Below are 20474 nucleotides of genomic sequence, written 5' to 3'. Positions count from 1 at the left end.
CTGGTCTTGCGCAACATCAGTCTTTTCCCTTTTTGGCCGCCCCCCGGGCGGCTTGTTCAGGTCATTTTTCCCAAGCAGTTCCCATCGGAAAGACCGCTCAACGGCATTCCCGGAACCGGTTTGGAGTTTAACTAGGGTCAGCTCTTCGTTTCAGGAGGCTCGCGAAACGTTGTGTAGACGTTACGGATATCCTCGAGCAGCTGCTGGCGCTCGCCACCGCTCCAGCGGTGGAAATCGAAAAGTTCGGTACAATAGAAGCCGGTCAGCGCCAGATAGGCCATCAAGGCTGCTCGCGGCTTCGGCCCGGCGGCCATGGCCGCCAGATCGCTCACCACCCATTTGCGGATGATCTGCTGCAGGTTTTCCTCGCTCGACATGGAGGCGCTGATCGCCATTGCCACGGCGCGGTCGGTATCGTCGAGCGTCTTGTCGGCAGCGGCAATGCGGCCGTAAAGCTCCGGGTGAGGGGTATCCGTCGCGGCGTCAACGCATTCCTGCATATGGGCGACATCTGCCCCGACACGACGATCGACCAGCGCTTCCAGAAGCGCGCTCTTGGTCTTGTGGTCATAGACGACGCGCGACTTGCTGACGCCGGCTTCCTTTGCGACCGCATCGATCGAAAGCCCGGCCGCGCCAGCGCGCACGACCACGCGCTCTGCAGCATCCAGAATATCGTCAGTGGTGATCTTGCGCGTTCGCGTCACAGATATGGGCCCCGGTTTTCATGGATAAAAATACGAACGTTCGGATTTAAATACAAGTGCTTTTGTTTTTTGCCCGGCCGCGCCTGCGATTGCGCCTTTGCCGCCTGGTTGACCACGCCGCCGATCGCGGTGAAATTGCTGTGGAAGCTGGAGAATTCTCCGATCTGTATGCCGGCGCCGATGTCGAGCGGCTGGCCGGCGATGTTGTGGCGAAGGCAAAACTCCGTCACAAGGACCAGGGGCCGCTGTGCCGCCGGTTGAACGACGGGAAGAGTATCAATGACGTTCAGATCGAAAATCCTGGTCCTCGCTGTCGGCCCCCTGATCGTGGTCACGCTCGCGGTCACCATGCTGCTCACCTGGCAGTCGGCCAAGCTTGCACGCAGCAATTCGGCCGCGTTCGAGGAAGCGATGCTGCGCTCGAAGGAAGGGGAGATCGCCAATCTCGTCGGTGTGGCAATGTCATCCATCCAGTCGACCTACGACGGCGCGGGGGTGGATGACGACGCCGCCAAGGAGCGCGTCGCCGCGATCCTGAATTCGCTCGACTACGGCAAGGACGGATATTTCTTCGTCTACGACTATGCCGGCAACAATGTCGTCCATCCCCGGCAGGCGTTCCGCAACGGCAGGAACTGGATGACGCTGGTGGACCCTGACGGCGACCGGGTCATCCGCGAGCTTGTCGCTGCCGCCAGAAGCGGCGGTGGCTATCACCGCTACAAGTGGCAGAAACCCTCCACCGAGGCCGTCGCCGACAAGATCTCCTATGTGGTGGCGCTTCCCAAATGGGGCTGGGTGCTGGGTACCGGCGCCTATCTGGACGATGTCGCGGTCCAGACCTCGGCGGCCAACGCGGCGCTGCGCGAGCGCACGCGGCAGAGTTTCATCATCGTCGCGCTATTTGCCGTACCGGCGGTGGTGATCGTCTTTTCGACCTGTCTCTATCTGACGCTCGACGAGCGCCGGATGGCAGACGGGGCGCTGAAGCAGCTGACGCAGCGCGTGATCGACACGCAGGAATCCGAACGGGCGAGGCTGGCGCGGGAGCTGCACGACGGCATCTCGCAGGACATGCTCGGCGTGCGCTTCGCGATGGAGCTTGCGGGGCGACATGCGGAAACGACGGAGCTGAAAGAGGCGATCGACGAAAGCGTCAAGGGGCTCAATGCCACGATCCGCGAGATCCGCGAAATCTCGCATGACCTGCGGCCGCGCGTCCTTGACGATATGGGGCTGGCTGCCGCCATCAAGAACCTGGCGGAGAAATTCTCGCTGCGCACCGGGCTGGCGCTGACGATGGACATGGAGAGCTTCGTGGACGATCTCTCGCCCGACGCGCGCACGGCTCTTTTTCGCGTCACCCAGGAGGCGCTGAACAATGTGGAACGGCATTCGAAGGCCACGGCGCTGGAAATCAGGCTATGGAGCGAGAACGGGCGCGCCAGGATGCAGATCGCCGATAACGGCCTCGGCCTGCCGTCCGGCTTCATCAGGCAGAACGAAGGGCTCGGTCTGCAGAATATCCGCGAGCGTGTTGCGCATTTCGGCGGGATGGTGATTATCGGCGGAACGGAAAAAGGCACGAAATTGCAGGTGATGCTGCCGCGATCGGCAGCACGAGCGGACGCTGCGACAAAAGCAGCATGAGATGGCCGCTTGAAGCGGCCGTATGAAAGGGGCGGACGAAGATGGCGCCGATCACCGTGTTCCTGGTCGACAACCATCCCGTCGTGGTCGACGGGCTGAGGAAGGTTCTCGACACCTACGACAGCGTCAGCGTCGTTGGCGGCGCAAACGACGTGGCCGAGGCGCTGCCGCTCCTGCGGGCACTGCGCCCGCGCGTCGTGCTCCTCGATATCAACATGCCGAAGACCAGCGGCATCGACGCCATAACGCTGATCAAGGCCGAGAGCCCGGAAAGCCGTATCGTCATGCTGTCGATGCACGACAGCCGGGAGTATATTTCGTCTTCGATCATGCGCGGTGCTGCGGGCTACGTGCTCAAGGAGGTACCGACGTCAGAGGTCGTGGAGGCGATCGTGACGGTGGCGGGCGGGCAGACCTATTTTTCCAGCGGCGTGAGGGATCTGCTGCTCAACACCGGTCCGCTGCCGACAGGCGAACGCCTGACCCGGCGCGAACACGAGGTGGCGCGGCTGGTGGCTGCGGGCAAGAGCAATCGCGAGATCGGCGACGAACTCGGAATCAGCGAGGCGACCGTCGAGACGCACCGCAAGCACCTCAAGCGCAAGCTCGGCGTCTCCACGACCGCTGATCTCGTGCGCTTCGTACTGGAGCATCCCGATGCGCTGGCGGAGCTACCCACCAGTGGGTAGTCCGGCGCCAACATCCCCGCCGCGCGTCTTGAGGCGCGTGCGCTGCCTGTTCTAGCAAGGCTTGCGCACAGCGGAGGATCTGTGCCCAGGGGAGAAAAATCCGCCAGCCATACGACCCGCCGCGGCTTTGCCGCCGGGTCGGCCCAAGATCTTTCTCCGTCTGGCCGGGCAGGCGCCCGGGCGCTCAGGACGAGAGGATATCATTGTGAATCAGAAATCGACCGGGAAGGCGGCGCTCTGGCTGCTGCTCATCCCCTATATCGGCCTCCTTTGGGTGCCGTTCTACAATTTCCGCGAGCCGGAACTCTTCGGCTTCCCCTTCTTCTACTGGTATCAGCTGCTCTGGGTGCCGATCACCGCAGCCCTGATCTGGGTCGCCTACAGGAGCACGCGCGATGGGGAGTGACATCAACGTAACGGCGCTCTCCGTCTTCATCTTCTTCTTCGTCCTGGTCACAATCATGGGCTTCGTCGCCGCCCGCTGGCGCAAGCCCGAAACGCTTGCCCATATCGATGAATGGGGTCTCGGCGGCCGCTCGTTCGGCACCTGGATCACCTGGTTCCTCGTCGGCGGCGATTTCTACACCGCCTACACGGTCATCGCCGTGCCGGCGCTCGTCTATACGGTCGGCGCCTACGGTTTCTTCGCGCTGCCCTATACGATCATCGTCTATCCCTTCGTCTTCATGGTCATGCCGGTGCTGTGGAAGCGGGCGAAGGAGTTCGGCTATGTCACCGCTGCCGACGTCGTGCACGGCCAGTACGGTTCACGGGGGCTGGAACTTGCCGTAGCGGCCACCGGCGTCATCGCCACCATGCCCTATATCGCCCTGCAGCTCGTCGGCATGACGGCAGTGCTCAAGGCGCTCGGCCTGCATGGCGAACTGCCGCTCGCCATCGCCTTCATCGTGCTGGCGCTCTACACCTATTCCGCGGGCCTGCGCGCACCGGCGCTGATCGCCTTCGTCAAGGACATCATGATCTATATCGTGGTGATTGCCGCCGTGGCACTGATCCCCTCGAAGCTCGGCGGCTACGCCAATGTCTTCAATGCCGCCGATGCCGCCTTCCAGGCCAAGGGCTCGGGAAGCCTGCTGCTCGCCTCCAACCAGTATGTCGCCTATGCGACGCTGGCGCTGGGCTCGGCGCTTGCCGCCTTCATGTATCCACATACGCTGACCGGCATCTTCGCCTCCAACAGCGGCAACACGATCCGCAAGAATGCGGTGCTGCTGCCGGCCTATACGCTGCTGCTCGGCCTGCTGGCGCTGCTCGGCTACATGGGCCATGCCGCGCATCTGCAGCTGGACAGCGCCAACGACGTCGTTCCCGCGCTGTTCAAGACCCTGTTCTCCAGCTGGTTTGCAGGCTTTTCCTTCGCGGCCATCGCCATCGGCGCGCTGGTGCCGGCTGCGGTCATGAGCATCGGTGCGGCCAATCTCTTCACCCGCAATTTCTGGAAGGCTTACGTCGATCCCGCCGTGTCTCCGGCGGGCGAGGCCAAGGTCGCAAAGATCACGTCGCTCATCGTCAAGATCGGTGCGCTGCTCGTGATCCTCTTCCTGCCGACGCAGTTTGCCCTCGACCTGCAATTGCTCGGCGGCATCTGGATCCTGCAGACGCTGCCGGCCCTGGTCTTCGGCCTCTATACCGGCTGGTTCCGCGCACCCGGCCTGCTCGCCGGCTGGTTCGTCGGCTTCTTCGGCGGCACCTATCTCGTCTGGGACGCGGGCTGGAAGCCGCTGCATGCGGTGACCATCGGAGGCGCGAGCTTCACCGTCTATACCGGGCTTCTGGCCCTTGCGGCGAACATCGTCGTCGCGGCGGTTCTGAGCGCGGCGCTGGCGAAATCCACACGGCCTCAGACCCAGCAATGATCCTGACCGGTGGCGACCGCGAGGTCGCCGCCAACGCCCGGCCGCCCCGCTTGAGGGCGGCTGGACAGTCCCGATACGGGGGAGGCATCCGCCGCGCTCACTCCGCCGGTAAAATGCGCGCCTCCACCGGCTGCTCGAAGCCCTTCAGCGAGAGCATCCGTACCTCGCTCCCCGTCATGAGCGCCGGCGCCTGACGGGCCGCTTCGGCCGAGACCACGATCTCGCCCGGCTGTGCCTGCGATTCCAGTCTTGCCGCCTGGTTGACCACGCCGCCGATCGCGGTGAAATCGCTGTGGAAGCTTGAGAATTCGCCGATCTGGACATCGCCCGTATGGATGCCGACACCGATGCCCAGCGGCTCGCTGACATCGATGCCGGCCAGCGCTTCGCCGCAAAGGCGCTGGATATCCCTGCCGGCCCGGATTGCGGCTGCGGCATGATCTTCGCGTTTGATGGGAAAGTTGAAGATCGCCATCAGCCCGTCGCCCATCTGCTTGTTGACGATGCCGTCGTTTGCCCAGATCGCCTCGGCCGCTCGGGTCTGGAACAGGCTGACGATCTGGCTGAGTTCAACCGCGCCAATGCGTTCCGACAGGCCGGTATAGCCCCTGATATCGGCAAACAGGATCGTTGCGCCCGAAGTGATGTGGCGCTGCTTCTTCACATATTGGAAGGAGCGCTCGCAGATCGTGCAGATATCGGGATTCATCTTGCTTCTGGTGATGCCGAAGGCGCGCAGCGGCAGCGAGAGCGGGCCACCGATCGGGATCGGCATGTGCATCTGGTCCCAGCAGCCGCGGCAGATGCCGGCGCTGCCGGGTTTTGCATGATGTCCTGTGATGGCTGCTGTCGTCATGCCTGCCGTTACTCCCGTGTCATGGCAGCTTCCGCCAGTCCGGCGCATTTGGCAACAGCGTGTGTCCGGGCGCTAGGAGACCGGCAGAATATTCTGCGCGTCGGCCTGATGCAGCCGCTTTTCGGCGAGTTCGATGAAGGCGCGGACCAGCGGCGAGAGGTGCTTGCTGCTGGGATAGACGACATGCAATCCGCCCGACGCCGTCCTATGGCCGTCGAGCACGCGCTGCAGACGCCCGTCGGCGATGCAGCCAAAGGCGACGCCGTAGGGCAACTGCGCGATGCCGTAGCCGGCGACGGCGGCTTCCTTGACCGCCTGCATTTCATTGGCGGCGAAGCGCCCCGATACCGAAACCGTTTCCTGTCCGTGCGGGCCTTCCAGCAGCCATTGGGCATGGCTGGCCGATGGCCCGGCGATGACGCAGTCATGGCTAGCGAGATCGGCCGGCGTCGCCGGTATGCCTGAACGGGCGAGATAGGCGGGGCTGGCGCAGAGCAGGCGGTAGGTGGTGCCGAGCCGCCGCGCAATCAGCGTGGAATCTTCGAGCTGTCCGGTGCGGAAGGCGAGGTCGATGCCGTTGTCGATCAAGTTCAGCCGCTCGTCGGTCAGGCGCAGCTCGACGCTCGCCTTGGCATAGGTCGCCAGAAAGTCGAAGATCGCCTCCTGCAGAAAGTGGCTGCTGAAGCCGACCGGCGCCGATATGCGGATCGTGCCCGCAGGCTCGGCGCGCGCTTCGGCCAGCCGCAGGTTGGCATCCTCGATCCGCCGTAGCGCCTGGCTGCTTTCCGCGTAATAGAGCCGCCCTGCATCGGTCATGTTGAGGCTGCGGGTCGTGCGCTGCAACAGCCGCACGCCAAGCTCGCGCTCCAGGGCGGCGATGCGGCGGCTCACCGTCGTCTTGGGCATGCCTAGCAGCCGGGCGGCAGCCGTGAAGCTGCCGGTCTCGATGACGCGGGCAAAGATCGCTATGTCGTTGAGATCGATCATTGGTGCTTGTGATGGGACGATGTTTTGCAGTTGTAGGCCATTATGGCTCAATGCGACAATGCCTAACTTTGCTTCATCAGCAACGACAGGTGGGAACACGGGTCCCGCCGCGATCAAGGAGCAAGCGATGAGCAATATCAGAACCATTCTCGTATCGGGTGCGACCGGCCAGCAGGGCGGCGCCGTCGCCCGCGCGCTCGCTGCACGCGGCCACCGCGTCAAGGGCCTGACCCGCAGGCCTGACAGCGATGCCGCCCGGCAGCTGGCCGCGACAGGCGTCGAAGTGGTCGCCGGAAATCTCGATGACAAGGCTTCGGTCGTGCAGGCGGCAAAGGGCGTCGATACGATGTACCTGATGGGCAACAGCTATGAGGCCGGCATCGACGCGGAAACGCGCCAGGGTATCATTGCCGCCGATGCGGCGAGGGAGGCCGGTATCGGCCATCTCATTTACGGCTCGGTCGGTGATGCCGACAGGAAGACCGGCATTCCGCATTTCGACAGCAAATATCTGGTCGAGCAACATGTGGCCGGGCTCAGCATTCCCTATACGATTTCGGCTCCGGTCGCCTTCATGGAAAATACCGTGGCGCCCTGGTCGATCGGCGGACTGAAACAAGGCGTCTATGCCGCAGCCCTGCCGCCGGCCCGCAAGCTGCAGCAGATCGCCATCGACGATATCGGCCATTTCGTCGCCGCCCTTGCCGAACGCCGCGAACAGGTCTTCGGAAAACGGTTCGATATTGCCGGTGACGAACTCTCCGGCGAGGAGCAGGCGAAGGTTCTGACCGAGGCAATCGGCCGGCCGATCCGCTTCCAGGAACTGCCGATTGCGGCCATGCGCCAGCAGAGCGAAGATGCGGCGCTGATGTTCGAATGGTTCGACCGCACGGGCTATTCCGCCGATATCGCGGCATTGCGCCGGGATTTCCCCGAGGTCGGCTGGCACAGCTATGCCGACTGGGCGAAGGGCTTTGACTGGAGTGTTCTCGACGGGAAATGATCTGCAGGCGACGATACCCCGCGACGCGGACCGGCGTGAAGCCGGTCCGCTTCGTATTGGTTCACCCCTGCGCCGTCGGGCGTATGACGATATCGCCGACGTCGACATCTTCGGGCTGCTCGATGGCAAAGGCGATGGCACGGCCGATCGCATCGGGCGAAATCGCCATCTCCTCCATGCTTTTGGTGATACCGGCTTTCACGGCCGGGCTGGTCAGCGAGTCTGCGAAATTGGTCCTGATGAAGCCCGGCGAGATATTGGTGACGCGCAGGTTCGGGCCGGCCTCCCGGCGCAGGCCCTCGGCAATGGTGCGCATGGCATTCTTCGTGCCGGCATAGACGGCCATGGTCGGCTTGATGGTGATGCCCGCCGTCGACAGCGTGTTGACGAAATGGCCGAAACCCTGGCGACGGAAGACGGGCAGGGCGGCGGCGATGCCATAGAGCGGCCCCCTGATATTGACGTCGATCATTTCCTCCCAGTCCTCGACGCGTAGTTCGTCCATCGGCGAGATCGGTCCAATGCCGGCATTGTTGATCAACACGTCGAGCTTTCCGTAGGTGTCGCAGGCAAGTGCCACGAGAGCTTCGAGATCCGTGCGCTTCCTGACATCGGTGACGCGATGGATGGCCTTGCCGCCGGCGGCGATGATGCGCTCGGCCAGCCCTTCCAGCTTTTCGTTGCGCCTTGCACCGAGTACCACCCTGGCGCCGCGCTGCGCCAATATCAACGCGGTCGCTTCGCCGATGCCGCTGCTGGTGCCGGTGATGGCGATAACCTTGTCCTTGATCGGTGACATCTTCGTTCTCCTTGGTCCGTTAGCCAAGGATTGCAGCGTCAGGCCGGAGAATCTATGCTGCCGGCTCCGTCATTTCGTCGAGATCGTCCAGAAATCATGATCGATCCACTGTCCGATATGTTTTCGCTCGTCGATATCGAGAGCGCCCGCTGCACGCGCTTCGAGGTGGGCGGGCAATGGGCCTTCCGCTTTCCGCCGAAGCCGGCATTGAAATTCGTCGCCGTCCTCAGGGGAGGCTGCTGGATCATCCTGCAGGGCGAGCGGCCTTTTGCTCTTCGGGCCGGCGATACATTCCTGCTCGCCAATGCGCCGGCCTATGTCATCGCCAATGACCTCGCGAGCGAGCCGGAGGATGGCATTGCCTTCTTCGACTGGGAGCATTCAGACATTGCCCGGCACGGCGGCGACGAGACGGCGCTGATCGGCGGCAGTTTCACGCTCTCCGGCGGCAATGCGCAACTGCTCATCGATGCGCTGCCGCCCTTCATCCATATCTCGGCCGACGATCGTGCGGCCGGCATTCTGCGCGCCACGCTCGCGACCCTCGACGAGGAGCTCGGCGCCGGCGACATGGGCTCGACGCTGATGACGCGACGCATGGGCGATATCCTGCTGGTGCAGGCGCTGCGCGCCCATGTCGCCCGCGTCGGGCCTGAAAATGCCGGCTGGATCGGCGCGCTCGGCAATCCGCAGATCGGCAAGGCGATCAGCCTTGTTCATAACGACCCCGGATATCGCTGGACGGTGGGCGAGCTTGCAAGCCGCATCGGCATGTCGCGCTCCGCCTTTGCCGAACGCTTCCGGGCGCAGGTCGGCATCGCACCACTCGACTACGTCACCCGCTGGCGGATGCATCGCGCCCGGGAATCGCTTCGGCGCGGGCAGGCGACGGTTGCGGGCCTTGCGGCCGATCTCGGCTATTCCTCCGAAAGTGCCTTTGGCAATGCTTTCAAGCGCGTCTTCGGCCGCGCGCCGAAACGCTACTGGCGGGATGCCTGACAGAGCAGACCTGCGACGCTTCCGAGGGCAGGCGGACGGCTGGGCTTCGAATTGAGCTCATGCCTTGAAATCCAGAGCTCCCGCCTTCACCAGCGAGGCATAGTTCACTTCCGTCCATTCCTGCCTGGCGATCAGGTTCTGGATGCAGACCTCGTTGGCGGTGGCGATGGTCGTGCCGGGCTGCACTTTCGACAGATAGCCCCTGGTCTGCGCGATGTTACCGCTGACGACCGTCGCCACGGCATCGATCTTCAATGTCAGCTTCGGGGCGTCGGGGAATATGCCCTGGACAAACCAGACACCGCCGCCCTTGGATTTCACCGCGCTGCCGATTGCGGCGCGGCGTACGGTATAGCCGGCGCCGTTGTGGACGATCGCGCAGCCCGAATTGATCATCACGCTGACGGCGCGAACGCCGAAGACTTCAACCATGATGGCGGTCCACAGATCAGGGATGCCGGCGAGCATGCCTTCGGTGTCCGCCTGATAGGCGAAACCGCCGCCTGCATGATCGCTGCATACATTCGAATCCGGGCCGATTGCCGCGGCAGTCGGCCCGAGGCGGGTGTCCTTGATCACCAGATCGACGTTGCGGGCCGACATGCCGCCGCCGCCCGCCACCAGCTTGCCCGAGGGGTCGTTGACTTCGGCGGTGTTGCCGAGCAGTTCGCAGCCGCTGACATTTGCCGCCGAGCCCATGGAGAAGCGCAGGCCGCCGCCGCTACTGTCGGCCGTGTTCTGCAGCACCTTGCTCTTGGAAATGTCGACCCGCGACAGGACCGAGGCATAGAGCCCGCCGCCGTCGTCGGCGCACCAGTTCTTTGACAGCGTGCTGTCGGAAATGCTGACCGCCGTCGTCTGCGCACGCTTGATTTCATCGGCGTTCCACGCGTCCCACTTGTTGAGGCTGAGCGCCGAGGTGGAGGCGAAATAGAAGAGGTGGTCCAGCGCTTCGGACCAGCGCGCGTTGATCAGGTCGAGGATCACGGCCTTGATGCCGCGCACCGGCGGGCTCGGGGCAGCGGGATTGGCCAGCCATTTGGCATAGTTGATGATGTCCCAGACGCTGATGTAGGACAGCGGCGAGCCGATGATCGCCTTCACCGCCGCCAGTTTCGAGGTCAGGAACTTCACCATGTCGATCTCCGACAGGTTGCGCGGCAGCTTGCCGGGCAGGGCCACCTCGCAGCCGACGCCGCCGCCGTCGCGACGCCCCACATTTCCCGACCGGTTGCCGTCGATCACGCAGGCGTCGAGCGTCGGCCATCCATAGCCGACCACGGCGACGCCTGCGCCGCGGCCTTCGGCACTGTTGCCGCGAAACAGGCAGCGGCGGAAGGTGGGGCTTGCCCAGACGGTTGCCGCGCCGCCGCCGAAGGCCTGTCCGGCGAGCCAGTGGTTCGGCCGGCCCGATCCGAGTTTTGCGTCAAAAGCCTTGCCGACTTCCGTCAGGATCGTGGCGCGGCTGACATGCGCAAGCTTCGGATAACCGGCAAGGACGAGGGCGAAATTGGCGGTGTCGATGAGCGTGTTGATGAAGGACTCCACCGTCGGCGTGAAGATCGCGCCCACCAGATCGACCACCGCGTCGCGAAAGGCCGTGCGGTCGGCTTCCGGCCAGGAACCGATCGGCGCGGTCTCGGTCTGATTGTCGGTGAAAACACAGCGCTCGATCGTGACATTGTCGATATCGACCACCGCTATGCCGCCGCCGGCGCCCTGCGCTGGTTCGGTGCTCGTGTGCAGGGACCGGCCGCCGCGGATGCGCAACCCCTTGATCACGACCGGTCCGGCGCTCGCGCGCGTGGCGGGCGTGCCGGTGATGCGGAGGACACGCGCACGCGTGCCCGACTTGATCGTCAGCTCAGGCAATCTCTTTGGATCGAACCCGGCCGCGGTCGGATCGGCCGAGGGATTGGCCAGAAGGAAACTGCTGACGAGAGTGAGCGGCTTGTCGATCACCAGCTCACCTTCCTTGTAGCTCTCGGCATCCTGGATCACGATCGTGTCGCCGGCGACGGCAACCTTGAGGGCGGCCGTGATGCTGCGCGCCGGGGTCAAGGCTGTGTCGAACTTGCCGCCGGTCTTGCCCGTCTTGGCATTGACATAGCGGGTCGTCACACCTGCCGTCCTGTCTTGGGATCGTATTTTACCTCCACCGGCACGACCTGGTCGGTCGGCAGGATCTCCAGCCACTGGTCGAACACTTCATAATTGCCGGTGACGTTGGCGCGGAAACCATCCTTCAGCGGATAGAAGCCGTGCTCGTAGACACGATCGATCGGCGTCGAGGTCACCACATTATCCTCGTCGACCAGCGTCGGATCGGCGATCTCGCTTTCCTTCGGGTATTGGCCGTTTTCAACGCCTTCGGCGTGTTTGCGACGGATCTTCTTCGCCAGGTCGAGGATCACGTCGATCACCTTCTGGCCGTTGAGCGGATTGCCGTTGATATCCTTCTCGTCGGGATTGTTGGTCTGGTAGATGTCTGCGTCGCCGATGCCGTTGAACCCTTCGACGCCCTTCAGCCAGTTGATCGCCGCTTCCTCCTTGCCCGGACGGATCGGGATGACCGCCTTCACCCAGGGGGCGTTGAGGAAGGCGTTGCGCATGTCGTCGCCGTCGAGTTGCAGCAGCCAGCCGAGGGAGCTGCCGAACCTCGCGGGCTCGGAATCCTCGGTTATGTAGTAGTTGTCGCGGAGCGGATCGTCGATGCCGCCCCAACCGATGGTGCTGGGAGCAAGCTTGGCGGACTGCTGGCTGGCGTTGAAGGAGTACATGGTCTTGGCGACCGCCTTCGTAACCGTGCTGAACGCGGAGGAGACGGACGCGGAGGAGGCGAGAAAGTTGTTCGGCGCCGCCTTGGTTTCGCCGAGCTGCTGGGTGTAGACGCGCAGCCGCGGCCGCCACCATTCGGGCGCGACGAAGTACAGCATCTTGTCGATGTCGAAGATCGAGTTGATCAGCTCGGCCACGACATGCCGGGTGCGATCGTCCGGCATGGTGATGCCGTGCATCAGCATGTCCTGGATGAGCTTGCGATAGACGACGATGCGCTCTTCCTCACGCAGGTCTTCGCTCGGCCGCGGCTTGATCTGGTGCGTGAGCTTGATGCGGTCCTTGGCGTTCTGGACGAAGGCCTTCTGATACTCGGCCTGCTCCTTGGCCTTGAAAGCCTCGACGTTTTCCTTGTTCTTCTTGACCGCCTCGTCATTGGCGCCGTCGGTCGGCGTCCAGTGCAGCAGGAGCTTCACCTGCACGCTGTTCTGGCCCTGGAAATCGGCGCTGTCGAGGTGGAGCGTGAATTTCGCCTTGTCGGCGTTGTTGACGATATCGCCCTTGCGCGAGGCCGCCACCGGCTTGCCCTGGCCGTCGAACTCGACGCCGGTCAGCGCGTAATTGCCCTTGGGGCAGATGCATTCGATCGGGAAATCGGCCTGGATCTTCTCGAGGTTGCCGAATGCCTCGGAATCGTCGACCTCGATGCCGTCCTTGTAGACCTCGCCCTCATTGTCCGCGTCGGTATCCTCGACCGAGATGAAGGGGATCGTCACCATCTTGTTCTCGCTGAAGGGCTGCAGCATCGGGATCTCGTCCGGCGCGTGCAGACCGTCCAGTTCTGCCGGCTTGGCGATGTGCATGAGGTCGGCGATGCCGAGCGATTCACCGGGGCGATCGACGTAGGTCTGCCAGCAGAGATAGGTGCCGACGTCCTGCACCTGCACGGCCACCTGGCGCATCTTCCGGCGCAGCTCGTAATTGATCAGCGCCTGCGTCGAGTTCGTGAGCAGGTAACGCTTGCTGGACGTGTCGGTCGTCTCGGTTACGGTGCGGAAGGTGGTCTTGTAGTTCTTGCGTATCTCGGTGGAGAGCTTCTCCGTCTGCTGGCGCATGCGCTTGTGCGACTCCTCGCGCGCAGTCTGCTGCGAGGTGGAATAGTCGAAGCTGGATGTGGCGGTGACGGATGCGTATGAGGCAGTCACGCTCGCGCCGAACTTGATGTCCTGCTTGTTGTCCTCCTTGACCGCCTCGCTGATCTCGTCCTGCTCGGTCTTTTCGCTTTCCGTCTTGGTGACGGTTTCGGTGAACGTTTCCAGGCTCTTTTCGACCAGCACGCGCCGCGTCTGCACCTCGATCAGCTCGACGGTGGAACCGGGGCTCATCCAGACGTGACTGACCGGCGAGCCGAGGAAGGAATCCAGCTCGAAGAAATACTGGCGGAACAGGTGCACGACGCTGATCGGCGACAGCGCCACGCGACGAATGTCCTCCTGGTCCTGCGGGTTCAGGTTGTCGATGCTCAGATAGCCGTCGACGAGTTCGAGCGCGCCCAGGATGGCGGAGAGGTTGGCGGCCTGCAGCGCGTTGTTCTTCAGGCTGTAGAAGATCTGTTCGAGCTGGGCGTGGTGATTATGCTCAGTGAGGTAGAGCAGTGCGCCCGCCTGCGAGGACTCGTTGCGCAGCTGGCTCTCGAACGCCTTCAGGTACAGAACCCGCTGACTGTCGACATCGCCCCTGTCGGCCTTCATTGCGAGACGCACCGGCGTGGTGTTGCTGCGGCAATGCTCGGTGTAGAGCCGGCTGTATTGCGGGATCACCACCTGCGTGAAGATCGATTCAATGGTGTCGCGGCTGATGATGTCGCGCCAGATGTCCGGCTTGTACTGCTCGTGCGGCGGCAGTTTCTTGGCCACGGTTTCAAGCACGACGCTGTCAAAGGTGCGCGGCTCGCCGAGCTCCAGCGCCCCAGGCTTTATGTCGATGCCGACCTGGCAGCCTTCGCGATAGTTTATGCTGACCTGCGGATTGAACTGGGTTCTCAGCCGGTTCAGCAGCGACTGCTTGTCCTGCTTGAAACCGTCGTTGAACCGGTGTTCCAGCCGCTTCGACTTCCAGCCGAGCAGCGGCTGGTAGATGCCGAACAGTTCGCTGGCATAGGGTCGGACGGTCGTGTAGTCGATGAGCTCCTGCAAAGTCTTGTTTGACGGCATATTCGCCTCCGCTGGTGAATGAAATTCGCAGTGGTATCGGCACGAGATATGGCGAGAAATTTTTGCGTGCCCCGATCTTTGGCCGGGGTTGCTCACATTGCATCTGGAAGCAGATTGGCGAATTGTAGCCTAACTCACCGGACTTGCGTAGGCGCTCCCGGCATCTCCAACGCGATCAGGTGAACAAATCCCTGCGGTAGTGTGCGAGTCTGGTACGCTGCTCCGTCAGTGCGAAAGCGCCTTCGGGCTGAGCGTCAAGCGCGTTTGCGGTGCGCACTCCGGCGTTATTGATCGAGACGCTCAGCGAGCGGGAAACCGGCAGCCGAGCAAGACGCTCTTGACGGCGGGCCGCCGGGCGCCAGTTTCAACCGTCACTCACGCGGGGGTTCTGTTGCACCGGTTCGATCATTATCTCGTCTTCATTCTGCTCACGCTCGGCGGCGGGCTTCTCATCGGTCTCATCAATCTGCCGGATGAATGGTACCAGTCGCTCGCCAAGCCCTGGTTCACGCCGCCGGACTGGCTGTTCGGCCCGGCCTGGACGATCCTCTATATCCTCATCGGCATAGCGGGCGCGCGCACCTATGCTCGCAGCAGGCGGTCACCCGTCATGACCTGCTGGATCGCCCAGCTCGTCCTGAATTTCGCCTGGTCGCCCGCTTTCTTCGGCCTCAAATCCCCGAGCCTGGGGCTGATGATCATCATCCCGCTGCTTTTGCTGATCCTTGCCTTCATCGGCCTGTCCTGGAAGCGGGACCGTATATCGTCGGTCCTGTTCATGCCCTATGCGGTGTGGGTGGCTTATGCGACGGCGCTCAATGCCGCCATCGCTTCGATGAACTAGGCGGAAAACGCGGTCAGTGGAATTTCCCGTTCGCCTTGTCGGCAATAGCAGCACCCGAGATCAGGCGGTTGCGGTCGGAGGTCCAGGCGGCGACGAATTCCTTGCGCACCGCATCTGGAAAAGCCGTGCCCGCCAGAGCGGACTCGCTCGGAGCGCCGGGGGCGAGCGCCAGCTCGGCCCGGGTGGTCGACGCGATCCGGCCATAGGTGAAGGCGCGGGTGATCGGATCATTTTCCGCAGATTGCGGAGCGCATTTGCCGCCTTGCGGCGGGCGTGACGTCACCGCGGCCGTCCTTACCGTGACGCCGTCGCGGAACAGAAAACAGTAAGCCCTGTCTGCCGGGCCACCGATCACGGACTGCGGCTCGATCACATAGCCGCGCACCGGAAACTGGGCATTCGAAGCCGACCAGATACGCTTCTCGATATGACGCGCGCAGGCCCTCATGTCGGTCGCTGCTGCGTCGCGGCAGGCGGAGACTGTCCAGCGCGCCAGCTGTGCGGCGCTCGGCAAGGCGAGCGTCACCGTCGCCTCGGTGTTCAGTTCCCTGTAGGTGCAGCGCTGGAGTTCGACACCCGGCCAGTCGTCCGCCGTCGTCGGCGAGCACGATGATCTCATATACTGGCCGCCGCTGATGCGCGTCTCGAAGCGGTGTTCCATTTCGGTCGTCAGCGACGCCAGGTCGGTTTCTGCCGCCTGCGTGATACGCGTGGCGCAGGCAGCGAGCAGAATGGCAAGCCCGACGTTTCTCGATGTCATAAGAAGCAGCCGCCGCATTTTACCGTCCTTGCGAGATTTTTGGAGGAAATACTTTCAACCTGGGGAGACAAAGTTGTTTTTATTGTCGTTAATATTGCACAATCCAAGATTAAATGAAATAGTGACTTGGGTCGTTCACGTTGCACCGAAGCCGAGCAGAGGAGCCGCAGACCATGTCTCTCTACATGCTTCAACTATCCCGCGTTTTAGTCACGCTTGGCATTGCAGTGCTCGCCTTTCACGCTTACGCCGCAGAACCGCCGACAAGCTCGGCCGACGTCCTCAAGGCCGTCGAATTCTCCGCGGCGACGCCGCTCGACGAGTCCTACCGGGGAGAGTTCGTCGGTTGCGACGGCGCGGCCGGAGCGAGCAGGAAGGACAAGTTTCTCGGTTTCAACCTGAGGCTTCCTGGTGTCGCGGAATCGAAACAGTACTATCTGTGCAGTCGCGACCCCAGCAATGTGAAGGCGTTGCTGCGCCTCAAGGACGGCGCGATCTACTGGCGCAGCAAGATGGCGCTCGACGTCGACGGATCCTGGGCGGCATGGAACGGTCTGCCCGGTGCTACCGATCTGAAGGAGACGTCTTACAAGTGGCCGGGCTCCTCCAATCCTTCCGCGCAATCCGCACAAATCGATCCGGACCGCATTCCCTTCATCGTGATGCCGACGGCCGGCCTTTCCAAGATAACCGGCAACAAGAGCGGTGAAATGGGCCGCATGTTCGCTGAGAAGACCGGGCTTCGGCTCGGCGATATGGGCGTCGTCGTCTACAAGGACCGGTGGACGCCGGTTCTGATCGCGGATGGTGGTCCTTTCATGCGGCTCGGCGAGGGATCGAGCAGGGTCTTCGAAGCAATCGGCGAAAGCCGTTGCAAGAAGTGGAACAGCGATCAAACGGCCTGCGTCGGGCCGGGACACGTTTATCCCTACAAGAATTTCGGTCTCGGCCATGACGTGATCTTCATCGTCTACCCAGGCAGCCGGGACACCGGTCTGAAGCCGGAGAATGCCATCTCGAAAATGTGTGCCTTTGCCAAGGAGAAGCTCAACCTGACGGGCGGCGCAATGTGCCCGTGATGTTCCCACGCAAGCAGGAGAGGAGTTTGCGATGCGTTACCTTTTGCCATTGAGCATTCTGATACTTGCCGGCGCGACCGGCCAGCTCAGCGCGGCGACCTTTGGAAAATGCAAGTTCAATACAGAGACCATGGCCTTTGCGGGAAGCCCTGGGGAACAGGCATCCTGTCTGCTGCGCAAGGTGAAGATACTGGGAAATGTCGACGCCACGCCCGCGCAGCTGCCGTCCAATCTCGCAGGCTTCATCGGCCAGCCGGTCACCATCTCCAAGACGAAGCTGCGGCAGGCACTTTCCGGCCAGGGACTGACCGAGGCCGGGCTCGGAGGCAGTCTCGACGCGCCTTTGTCCCGCGGCAACACGAACAATCCGCAGGCACCGATGGCGCGCTACTTCGTCATTCACGATACGAGTTCGCCGAATTTCGGGAACGTGGCGCAGTTTCCCGCTGACATCGATACCAGCAACCAGGTCAATCGGCTCGACGGTTTCAAGAGCCCGTCGAACGCCAAGGCGCACATATTCCTCAACCGCCGGGGCGAGATCTATGTCGGCCATGATTTTGGCGTGCCGTGGCGCGCAACCAAGCTGGAGCAGCAGATCGGCACTTTGTCGCGCGGCATGTTCCTGCACATCGAGAACGTGCAGCCGCGCCGGAAGCACCCGAGCCAGCCTGATGGTAACGCGCCAACGCCCGGTTTCTCGACAACCCAGTATGACCGGCTCGCGCTGCTTTACCTCATGGCAAGCATGCGCGCCCAAACCGGCCTCGTTCCGGCATTTCATGCGGCAATAGACCAGGGCCTGAGCGACGGGCATGACGACCCGCAGAATTTCAGCCTGGAGGATTTCGACGCCGCACTTGGACGCCTTCTCGCCAGTGTGAGTTAGAATATCGCTCTCGACTAGCCGTGGCGTAAACTGAAGTCGCTGGTTCCTTTTGGGTCGGGACTTCCGTTACGGGTGCTGCTGGAAGCATCGACGGTAAGCCGTTGAATGTAGAGGGAAAGGCGAGCGCTCGTAGCTGAGGAGCAATTCCGGCAAAACGGCACCGCGGTTTGTGGGCGTAATTGCGTGGAAACAAGAAGAGCCGATTTGCTTGCCGCGCAGCTCGCTCAGTCCTAATGTTGAAGCGGACATTGTCCCGTTTTGAGGGAGAGCGCGATGCCGTCGAGTTTCAATGTCGAAAGTGCCGATGGTTACGAGCAGCTGATGGGGCGCTGGAGCAAGAAGCTCGCCCCCGGGCTCGTCGATTTCGCCGGGCTTGCGGATGGGGAAAGCATTCTCGATGTCGGCTGCGGCACGGGAAGCCTCACCTTCACGCTGGCGAAAAATCCCCGCCTGAAGGCGATCTCGGCCATCGATTTTTCACCCGTCTTCGTGGAGGCGGCAAGCCGGCGCAATACGGACCCGCGCATCGCTATTCGCGAGGCGGATGCCTGCGCGCTGCCCTTCGAGGAAAACAGTTTCGACCGGGCGCTATCGCTGCTCGTGCTGCATTTCGTGCCGGAGGCCGGCAAGGCTGTGGCCGAGATGCGGCGCGTCGTGCGTCCTGGCGGTGTCGTCGCCGCCGCCGTCTGGGATCACTATGGCGGCATGTCCGGCATGCGCATGATGTGGGATACGGTGACGATGATCGACGCGAATGCGCGGGCGATGCGCCATCGCTATTGCTTCCAGCCGATGACGCAGCCGGGAAAAATGAAGGCGAGCTTTGTCGGCAATGGTCTTGTCGATGTCGAGGAGACCTCGCTGACGATCCGCATGGATTACGGGTCGTTTGCCGACTTTTGGGATCCGATCGCCTCGGGCGAAGGTCCGCTCGGCAAATATGTGGCTGGGCTGGATGCGGAGATGCGCAGGAGGGTCGATGCCTCGGTGAGGGATGCCTACGAGGCCGGAGAGCCGGACGGGCCGCGGTCGTTTGCCTCGGTCGCCTGGGCGTGCCGGGGCAGGGTGCCGGGATAGCCGCGGCAAACCTTTGTTTCCATACCGCCGTGCACTTGTGCCGGAGCCGCTTTAGATCCCGGACCTCCGGCGATCGCGATACAAGCCGATGCTGATCACATTCGGTCCAAGGTCCCTTTTCTGCTGCGGTATCTCGGCCTGCTCAGTGGAGGCTTCGGCAGGCTGTTCCATTGTTTGGGGAGTGTCCGCCCGTTGCGCCTCGACCAGCGCCCTCAGGTCCCGCACATTGCCGTAGAGCTGCGCCACCAGCTTGCGATAATAATCGACGACCTGCTGATGCTCCTCGCGTGAAACGTAGCGTTCCCGAAACCACTGAACCATGTCATTTCCACCTGCTTGCTTACGGCAGGGAAACTTCCCGCCATGGGAAGCGGTTCCGAAATGGTCCGGTTATGGTTAAGGTTTCGTTGCCGTTGCGGGCTGGCCGGGCAGAGAGAGGGAAGCGCCCGATCGCGTTCCCTCAATCCGCTTTTGTCACTTGCCCTGCTTGCGAAGCGCTTCGAGCAGCACGCTCGCCGTCGGGCCTGACGAGGCGGGATTCTGGCCGGTGATCAGCTGGCCGTCGACAACGGTGTGAACACCCCAGTCCTTCACCTTGGAGAAGGTGGCGCCGAGGTTCAGGAGCTCGTCCTCGACAAGGAAGGGCACGACCTTGGTGAGGCCGACGGCTTCCTCTTCGCCGTTGGTGAAGCCGGTGACCGTGCGCCCGGCGACGAACGGCGTGCCATCCGGCTTCTTCGCGCGATGAAGGGTGCCTGGCGCATGGCAGACGAGGGCGATGGTCTTGCCGGCGGCGATGAAGCTCTCGATCAGCCTGATGGAATTCGGGTCTTCTGCGAGATCCCACATCGGCCCGTGGCCGCCGGGATAGAAGACCGTGTCGAAATCGGCCTGATTGACACTGTCGAGGCGAACCGTTCTGGCGAGCTGCGCCTTGGCGGGTTCGTCGGCATTGAAGCGGCGCGTCAGGTCGGTCTGGAACATCGGCTCGTCGCTTTTGGGATCGAGCGGCGGCTGGCCGCCCTTGGGAGACGCGAGCGTTATCTCGGCGCCGGCTTCCTTGAAGACGTAAAAGGGTGCGGCAAGCTCTTCGAGCCAGAAGCCGGTCTTCTTGCCGGTGTTGCCGAGCTGGTCATGCGAAGTCAAAACCATGAGGACTTTCATGCTGCTTCTCCCTGTTGGCGTGGTTGATTGGCATGCGCTGAAAACTGGGGATTTCGAATGCCGGGGCAAGCCCCGGCGCGTCGCAATGTCAGGCGTCTCAAGA

General features: G+C 62.7%; 19 protein-coding genes and 1 pseudogene. 10 read left to right on the top strand and 10 right to left on the bottom strand.

All coding sequences use genetic code 11. From position 1 onward, the window contains the following. Window positions 1-137: 137 nt before the first annotated feature. Together FHT93_RS03790 and FHT93_RS03785 are read right to left on the bottom strand one after the other, a co-directional pair. On the bottom strand, window positions 138-707 hold the full coding sequence (locus FHT93_RS03790) for a TetR/AcrR family transcriptional regulator (protein WP_112545990.1): 570 nt from the start codon (window positions 705-707) through the stop codon (window positions 138-140). Window positions 708-775: 68 nt separating this feature from the next. Continuing rightward, a pseudogene (locus tag FHT93_RS03785) lies at window positions 776-874 on the bottom strand (adenylate/guanylate cyclase domain-containing protein); the annotation flags it as partial. Window positions 875-986: 112 nt separating this feature from the next. Between FHT93_RS03785 and FHT93_RS03780 the strand changes: the two are divergent. The 4 genes from FHT93_RS03780 to FHT93_RS03765 all read left to right on the top strand — a co-directional run bounded on the left by FHT93_RS03780 (window position 987) and on the right by FHT93_RS03765 (window position 4923). After that, window positions 987-2357: a cache domain-containing protein gene (locus FHT93_RS03780; protein WP_112545989.1), complete on the top strand. Its 1371-nt coding sequence runs from the start codon at window positions 987-989 to the stop codon at window positions 2355-2357. A gap of 41 nt (window positions 2358-2398) precedes the next feature. After that, the gene (locus FHT93_RS03775; protein WP_113211492.1) at window positions 2399-3046 is read left to right on the top strand and encodes a response regulator transcription factor; all 648 of its coding nucleotides are present in this window, start codon (window positions 2399-2401) and stop codon (window positions 3044-3046) included. Between the two features lie 205 nt (window positions 3047-3251). After that, entirely contained in the window at window positions 3252-3452 is a 201-nt protein-coding gene (locus FHT93_RS03770) for a DUF3311 domain-containing protein (protein WP_112546004.1), read from the top strand. Then, window positions 3442-4923 (top strand): sodium:solute symporter family protein, encoded by a 1482-nt coding sequence (locus tag FHT93_RS03765; protein WP_112545987.1) that lies wholly within the window; start codon window positions 3442-3444, stop codon window positions 4921-4923. Before FHT93_RS03770 ends, FHT93_RS03765 begins: the two co-directional genes overlap by 11 nt. Window positions 4924-5020: 97 nt before the next feature. Here the strand turns inward: FHT93_RS03765 and FHT93_RS03760 are convergent, their stop codons facing one another. Together FHT93_RS03760 and FHT93_RS03755 are read right to left on the bottom strand one after the other, a co-directional pair. Continuing rightward, on the bottom strand, window positions 5021-5779 hold the full coding sequence (locus FHT93_RS03760) for an adenylate/guanylate cyclase domain-containing protein (RefSeq protein ID WP_183846136.1): 759 nt from the start codon (window positions 5777-5779) through the stop codon (window positions 5021-5023). Between the two features lie 72 nt (window positions 5780-5851). Next, the gene (locus FHT93_RS03755; RefSeq protein ID WP_183846135.1) at window positions 5852-6766 is read right to left on the bottom strand and encodes a LysR family transcriptional regulator; all 915 of its coding nucleotides are present in this window, start codon (window positions 6764-6766) and stop codon (window positions 5852-5854) included. 127 nt (window positions 6767-6893) lie between these two features. Here FHT93_RS03755 and FHT93_RS03750 point away from each other — a divergent pair, with 127 nt between their 5' ends. Then, the gene (locus tag FHT93_RS03750; protein WP_183846134.1) at window positions 6894-7769 is read left to right on the top strand and encodes an NmrA/HSCARG family protein; all 876 of its coding nucleotides are present in this window, start codon (window positions 6894-6896) and stop codon (window positions 7767-7769) included. 61 nt (window positions 7770-7830) lie between these two features. On the opposite strand, the gene FHT93_RS03745 is transcribed toward FHT93_RS03750, so the two are convergent. Continuing rightward, window positions 7831-8568, bottom strand: coding sequence for an SDR family oxidoreductase (locus FHT93_RS03745; protein WP_183846133.1), 738 nt, complete (start codon window positions 8566-8568; stop codon window positions 7831-7833). 96 nt (window positions 8569-8664) lie between these two features. On the opposite strand from FHT93_RS03745, the gene FHT93_RS03740 reads away from it, so the two are divergent. Further along, window positions 8665-9567 carry an AraC family transcriptional regulator gene (locus FHT93_RS03740; RefSeq protein ID WP_183846132.1) on the top strand — a complete coding sequence of 301 codons (903 nt, stop codon included), beginning with the start codon at window positions 8665-8667 and terminating at the stop codon, window positions 9565-9567. A gap of 57 nt (window positions 9568-9624) precedes the next feature. Here the strand turns inward: FHT93_RS03740 and FHT93_RS03735 are convergent, their stop codons facing one another. Together FHT93_RS03735 and FHT93_RS03730 are read right to left on the bottom strand one after the other, a co-directional pair. Further along, on the bottom strand, window positions 9625-11688 hold the full coding sequence (locus FHT93_RS03735; RefSeq protein WP_183846131.1) for a hypothetical protein: 2064 nt from the start codon (window positions 11686-11688) through the stop codon (window positions 9625-9627). After that, complete coding sequence (locus FHT93_RS03730) at window positions 11685-14558, bottom strand: peptidoglycan-binding protein (protein WP_112545981.1); 2874 nt, start codon at window positions 14556-14558, stop codon at window positions 11685-11687. The genes FHT93_RS03735 and FHT93_RS03730 overlap by 4 nt, the downstream gene beginning before the upstream one ends. A gap of 391 nt (window positions 14559-14949) precedes the next feature. Between FHT93_RS03730 and FHT93_RS03725 the strand changes: the two genes are divergently transcribed. Next, window positions 14950-15402, top strand: a complete 453-nt coding sequence (locus FHT93_RS03725) for a TspO/MBR family protein (protein WP_113015944.1) — start codon at window positions 14950-14952, stop codon at window positions 15400-15402. 13 nt (window positions 15403-15415) lie between these two features. On the opposite strand, the gene FHT93_RS03720 is transcribed toward FHT93_RS03725, so the two are convergent. Next, on the bottom strand, window positions 15416-16162 hold the full coding sequence (locus FHT93_RS03720) for a hypothetical protein (RefSeq protein ID WP_183846130.1): 747 nt from the start codon (window positions 16160-16162) through the stop codon (window positions 15416-15418). A gap of 173 nt (window positions 16163-16335) precedes the next feature. Here FHT93_RS03720 and FHT93_RS03715 point away from each other — a divergent pair, with 173 nt between their 5' ends. The 3 genes from FHT93_RS03715 (at window position 16336) to FHT93_RS03705 (ending at window position 19207) form a co-directional block, all read left to right on the top strand. Beyond that, window positions 16336-17241 carry a glycoside hydrolase family 75 protein gene (locus tag FHT93_RS03715; RefSeq protein ID WP_183846129.1) on the top strand — a complete coding sequence of 302 codons (906 nt, stop codon included), beginning with the start codon at window positions 16336-16338 and terminating at the stop codon, window positions 17239-17241. A 31-nt stretch (window positions 17242-17272) separates the two neighbouring features. Then, window positions 17273-18130 carry an N-acetylmuramoyl-L-alanine amidase gene (locus FHT93_RS03710; RefSeq protein ID WP_183846128.1) on the top strand — a complete coding sequence of 286 codons (858 nt, stop codon included), beginning with the start codon at window positions 17273-17275 and terminating at the stop codon, window positions 18128-18130. Window positions 18131-18403: 273 nt separating this feature from the next. Then, on the top strand, window positions 18404-19207 hold the full coding sequence (locus FHT93_RS03705; protein ID WP_183846127.1) for a class I SAM-dependent methyltransferase: 804 nt from the start codon (window positions 18404-18406) through the stop codon (window positions 19205-19207). A gap of 51 nt (window positions 19208-19258) precedes the next feature. Here the strand turns inward: FHT93_RS03705 and FHT93_RS03700 are convergent, their stop codons facing one another. Together FHT93_RS03700 and FHT93_RS03695 are read right to left on the bottom strand one after the other, a co-directional pair. Further along, a complete protein-coding gene (locus FHT93_RS03700) occupies window positions 19259-19528 on the bottom strand; it encodes a hypothetical protein (protein WP_112972020.1) in 270 nt (89 codons plus the stop codon). A 153-nt stretch (window positions 19529-19681) separates the two neighbouring features. After that, window positions 19682-20371: a type 1 glutamine amidotransferase domain-containing protein gene (locus FHT93_RS03695; RefSeq protein WP_113209319.1), complete on the bottom strand. Its 690-nt coding sequence runs from the start codon at window positions 20369-20371 to the stop codon at window positions 19682-19684. Between the last annotated feature and the right edge of the window lie 103 nt (window positions 20372-20474).

The sequence above is a fragment of the Rhizobium sp. BK379 genome (genome assembly GCF_014193955.1).
Lineage (GTDB): Bacteria > Pseudomonadota > Alphaproteobacteria > Rhizobiales > Rhizobiaceae > Rhizobium.
Note: the sequence above shows the minus strand (reverse complement) of the source record. Positions and strands in the feature narration are given on the sequence as shown.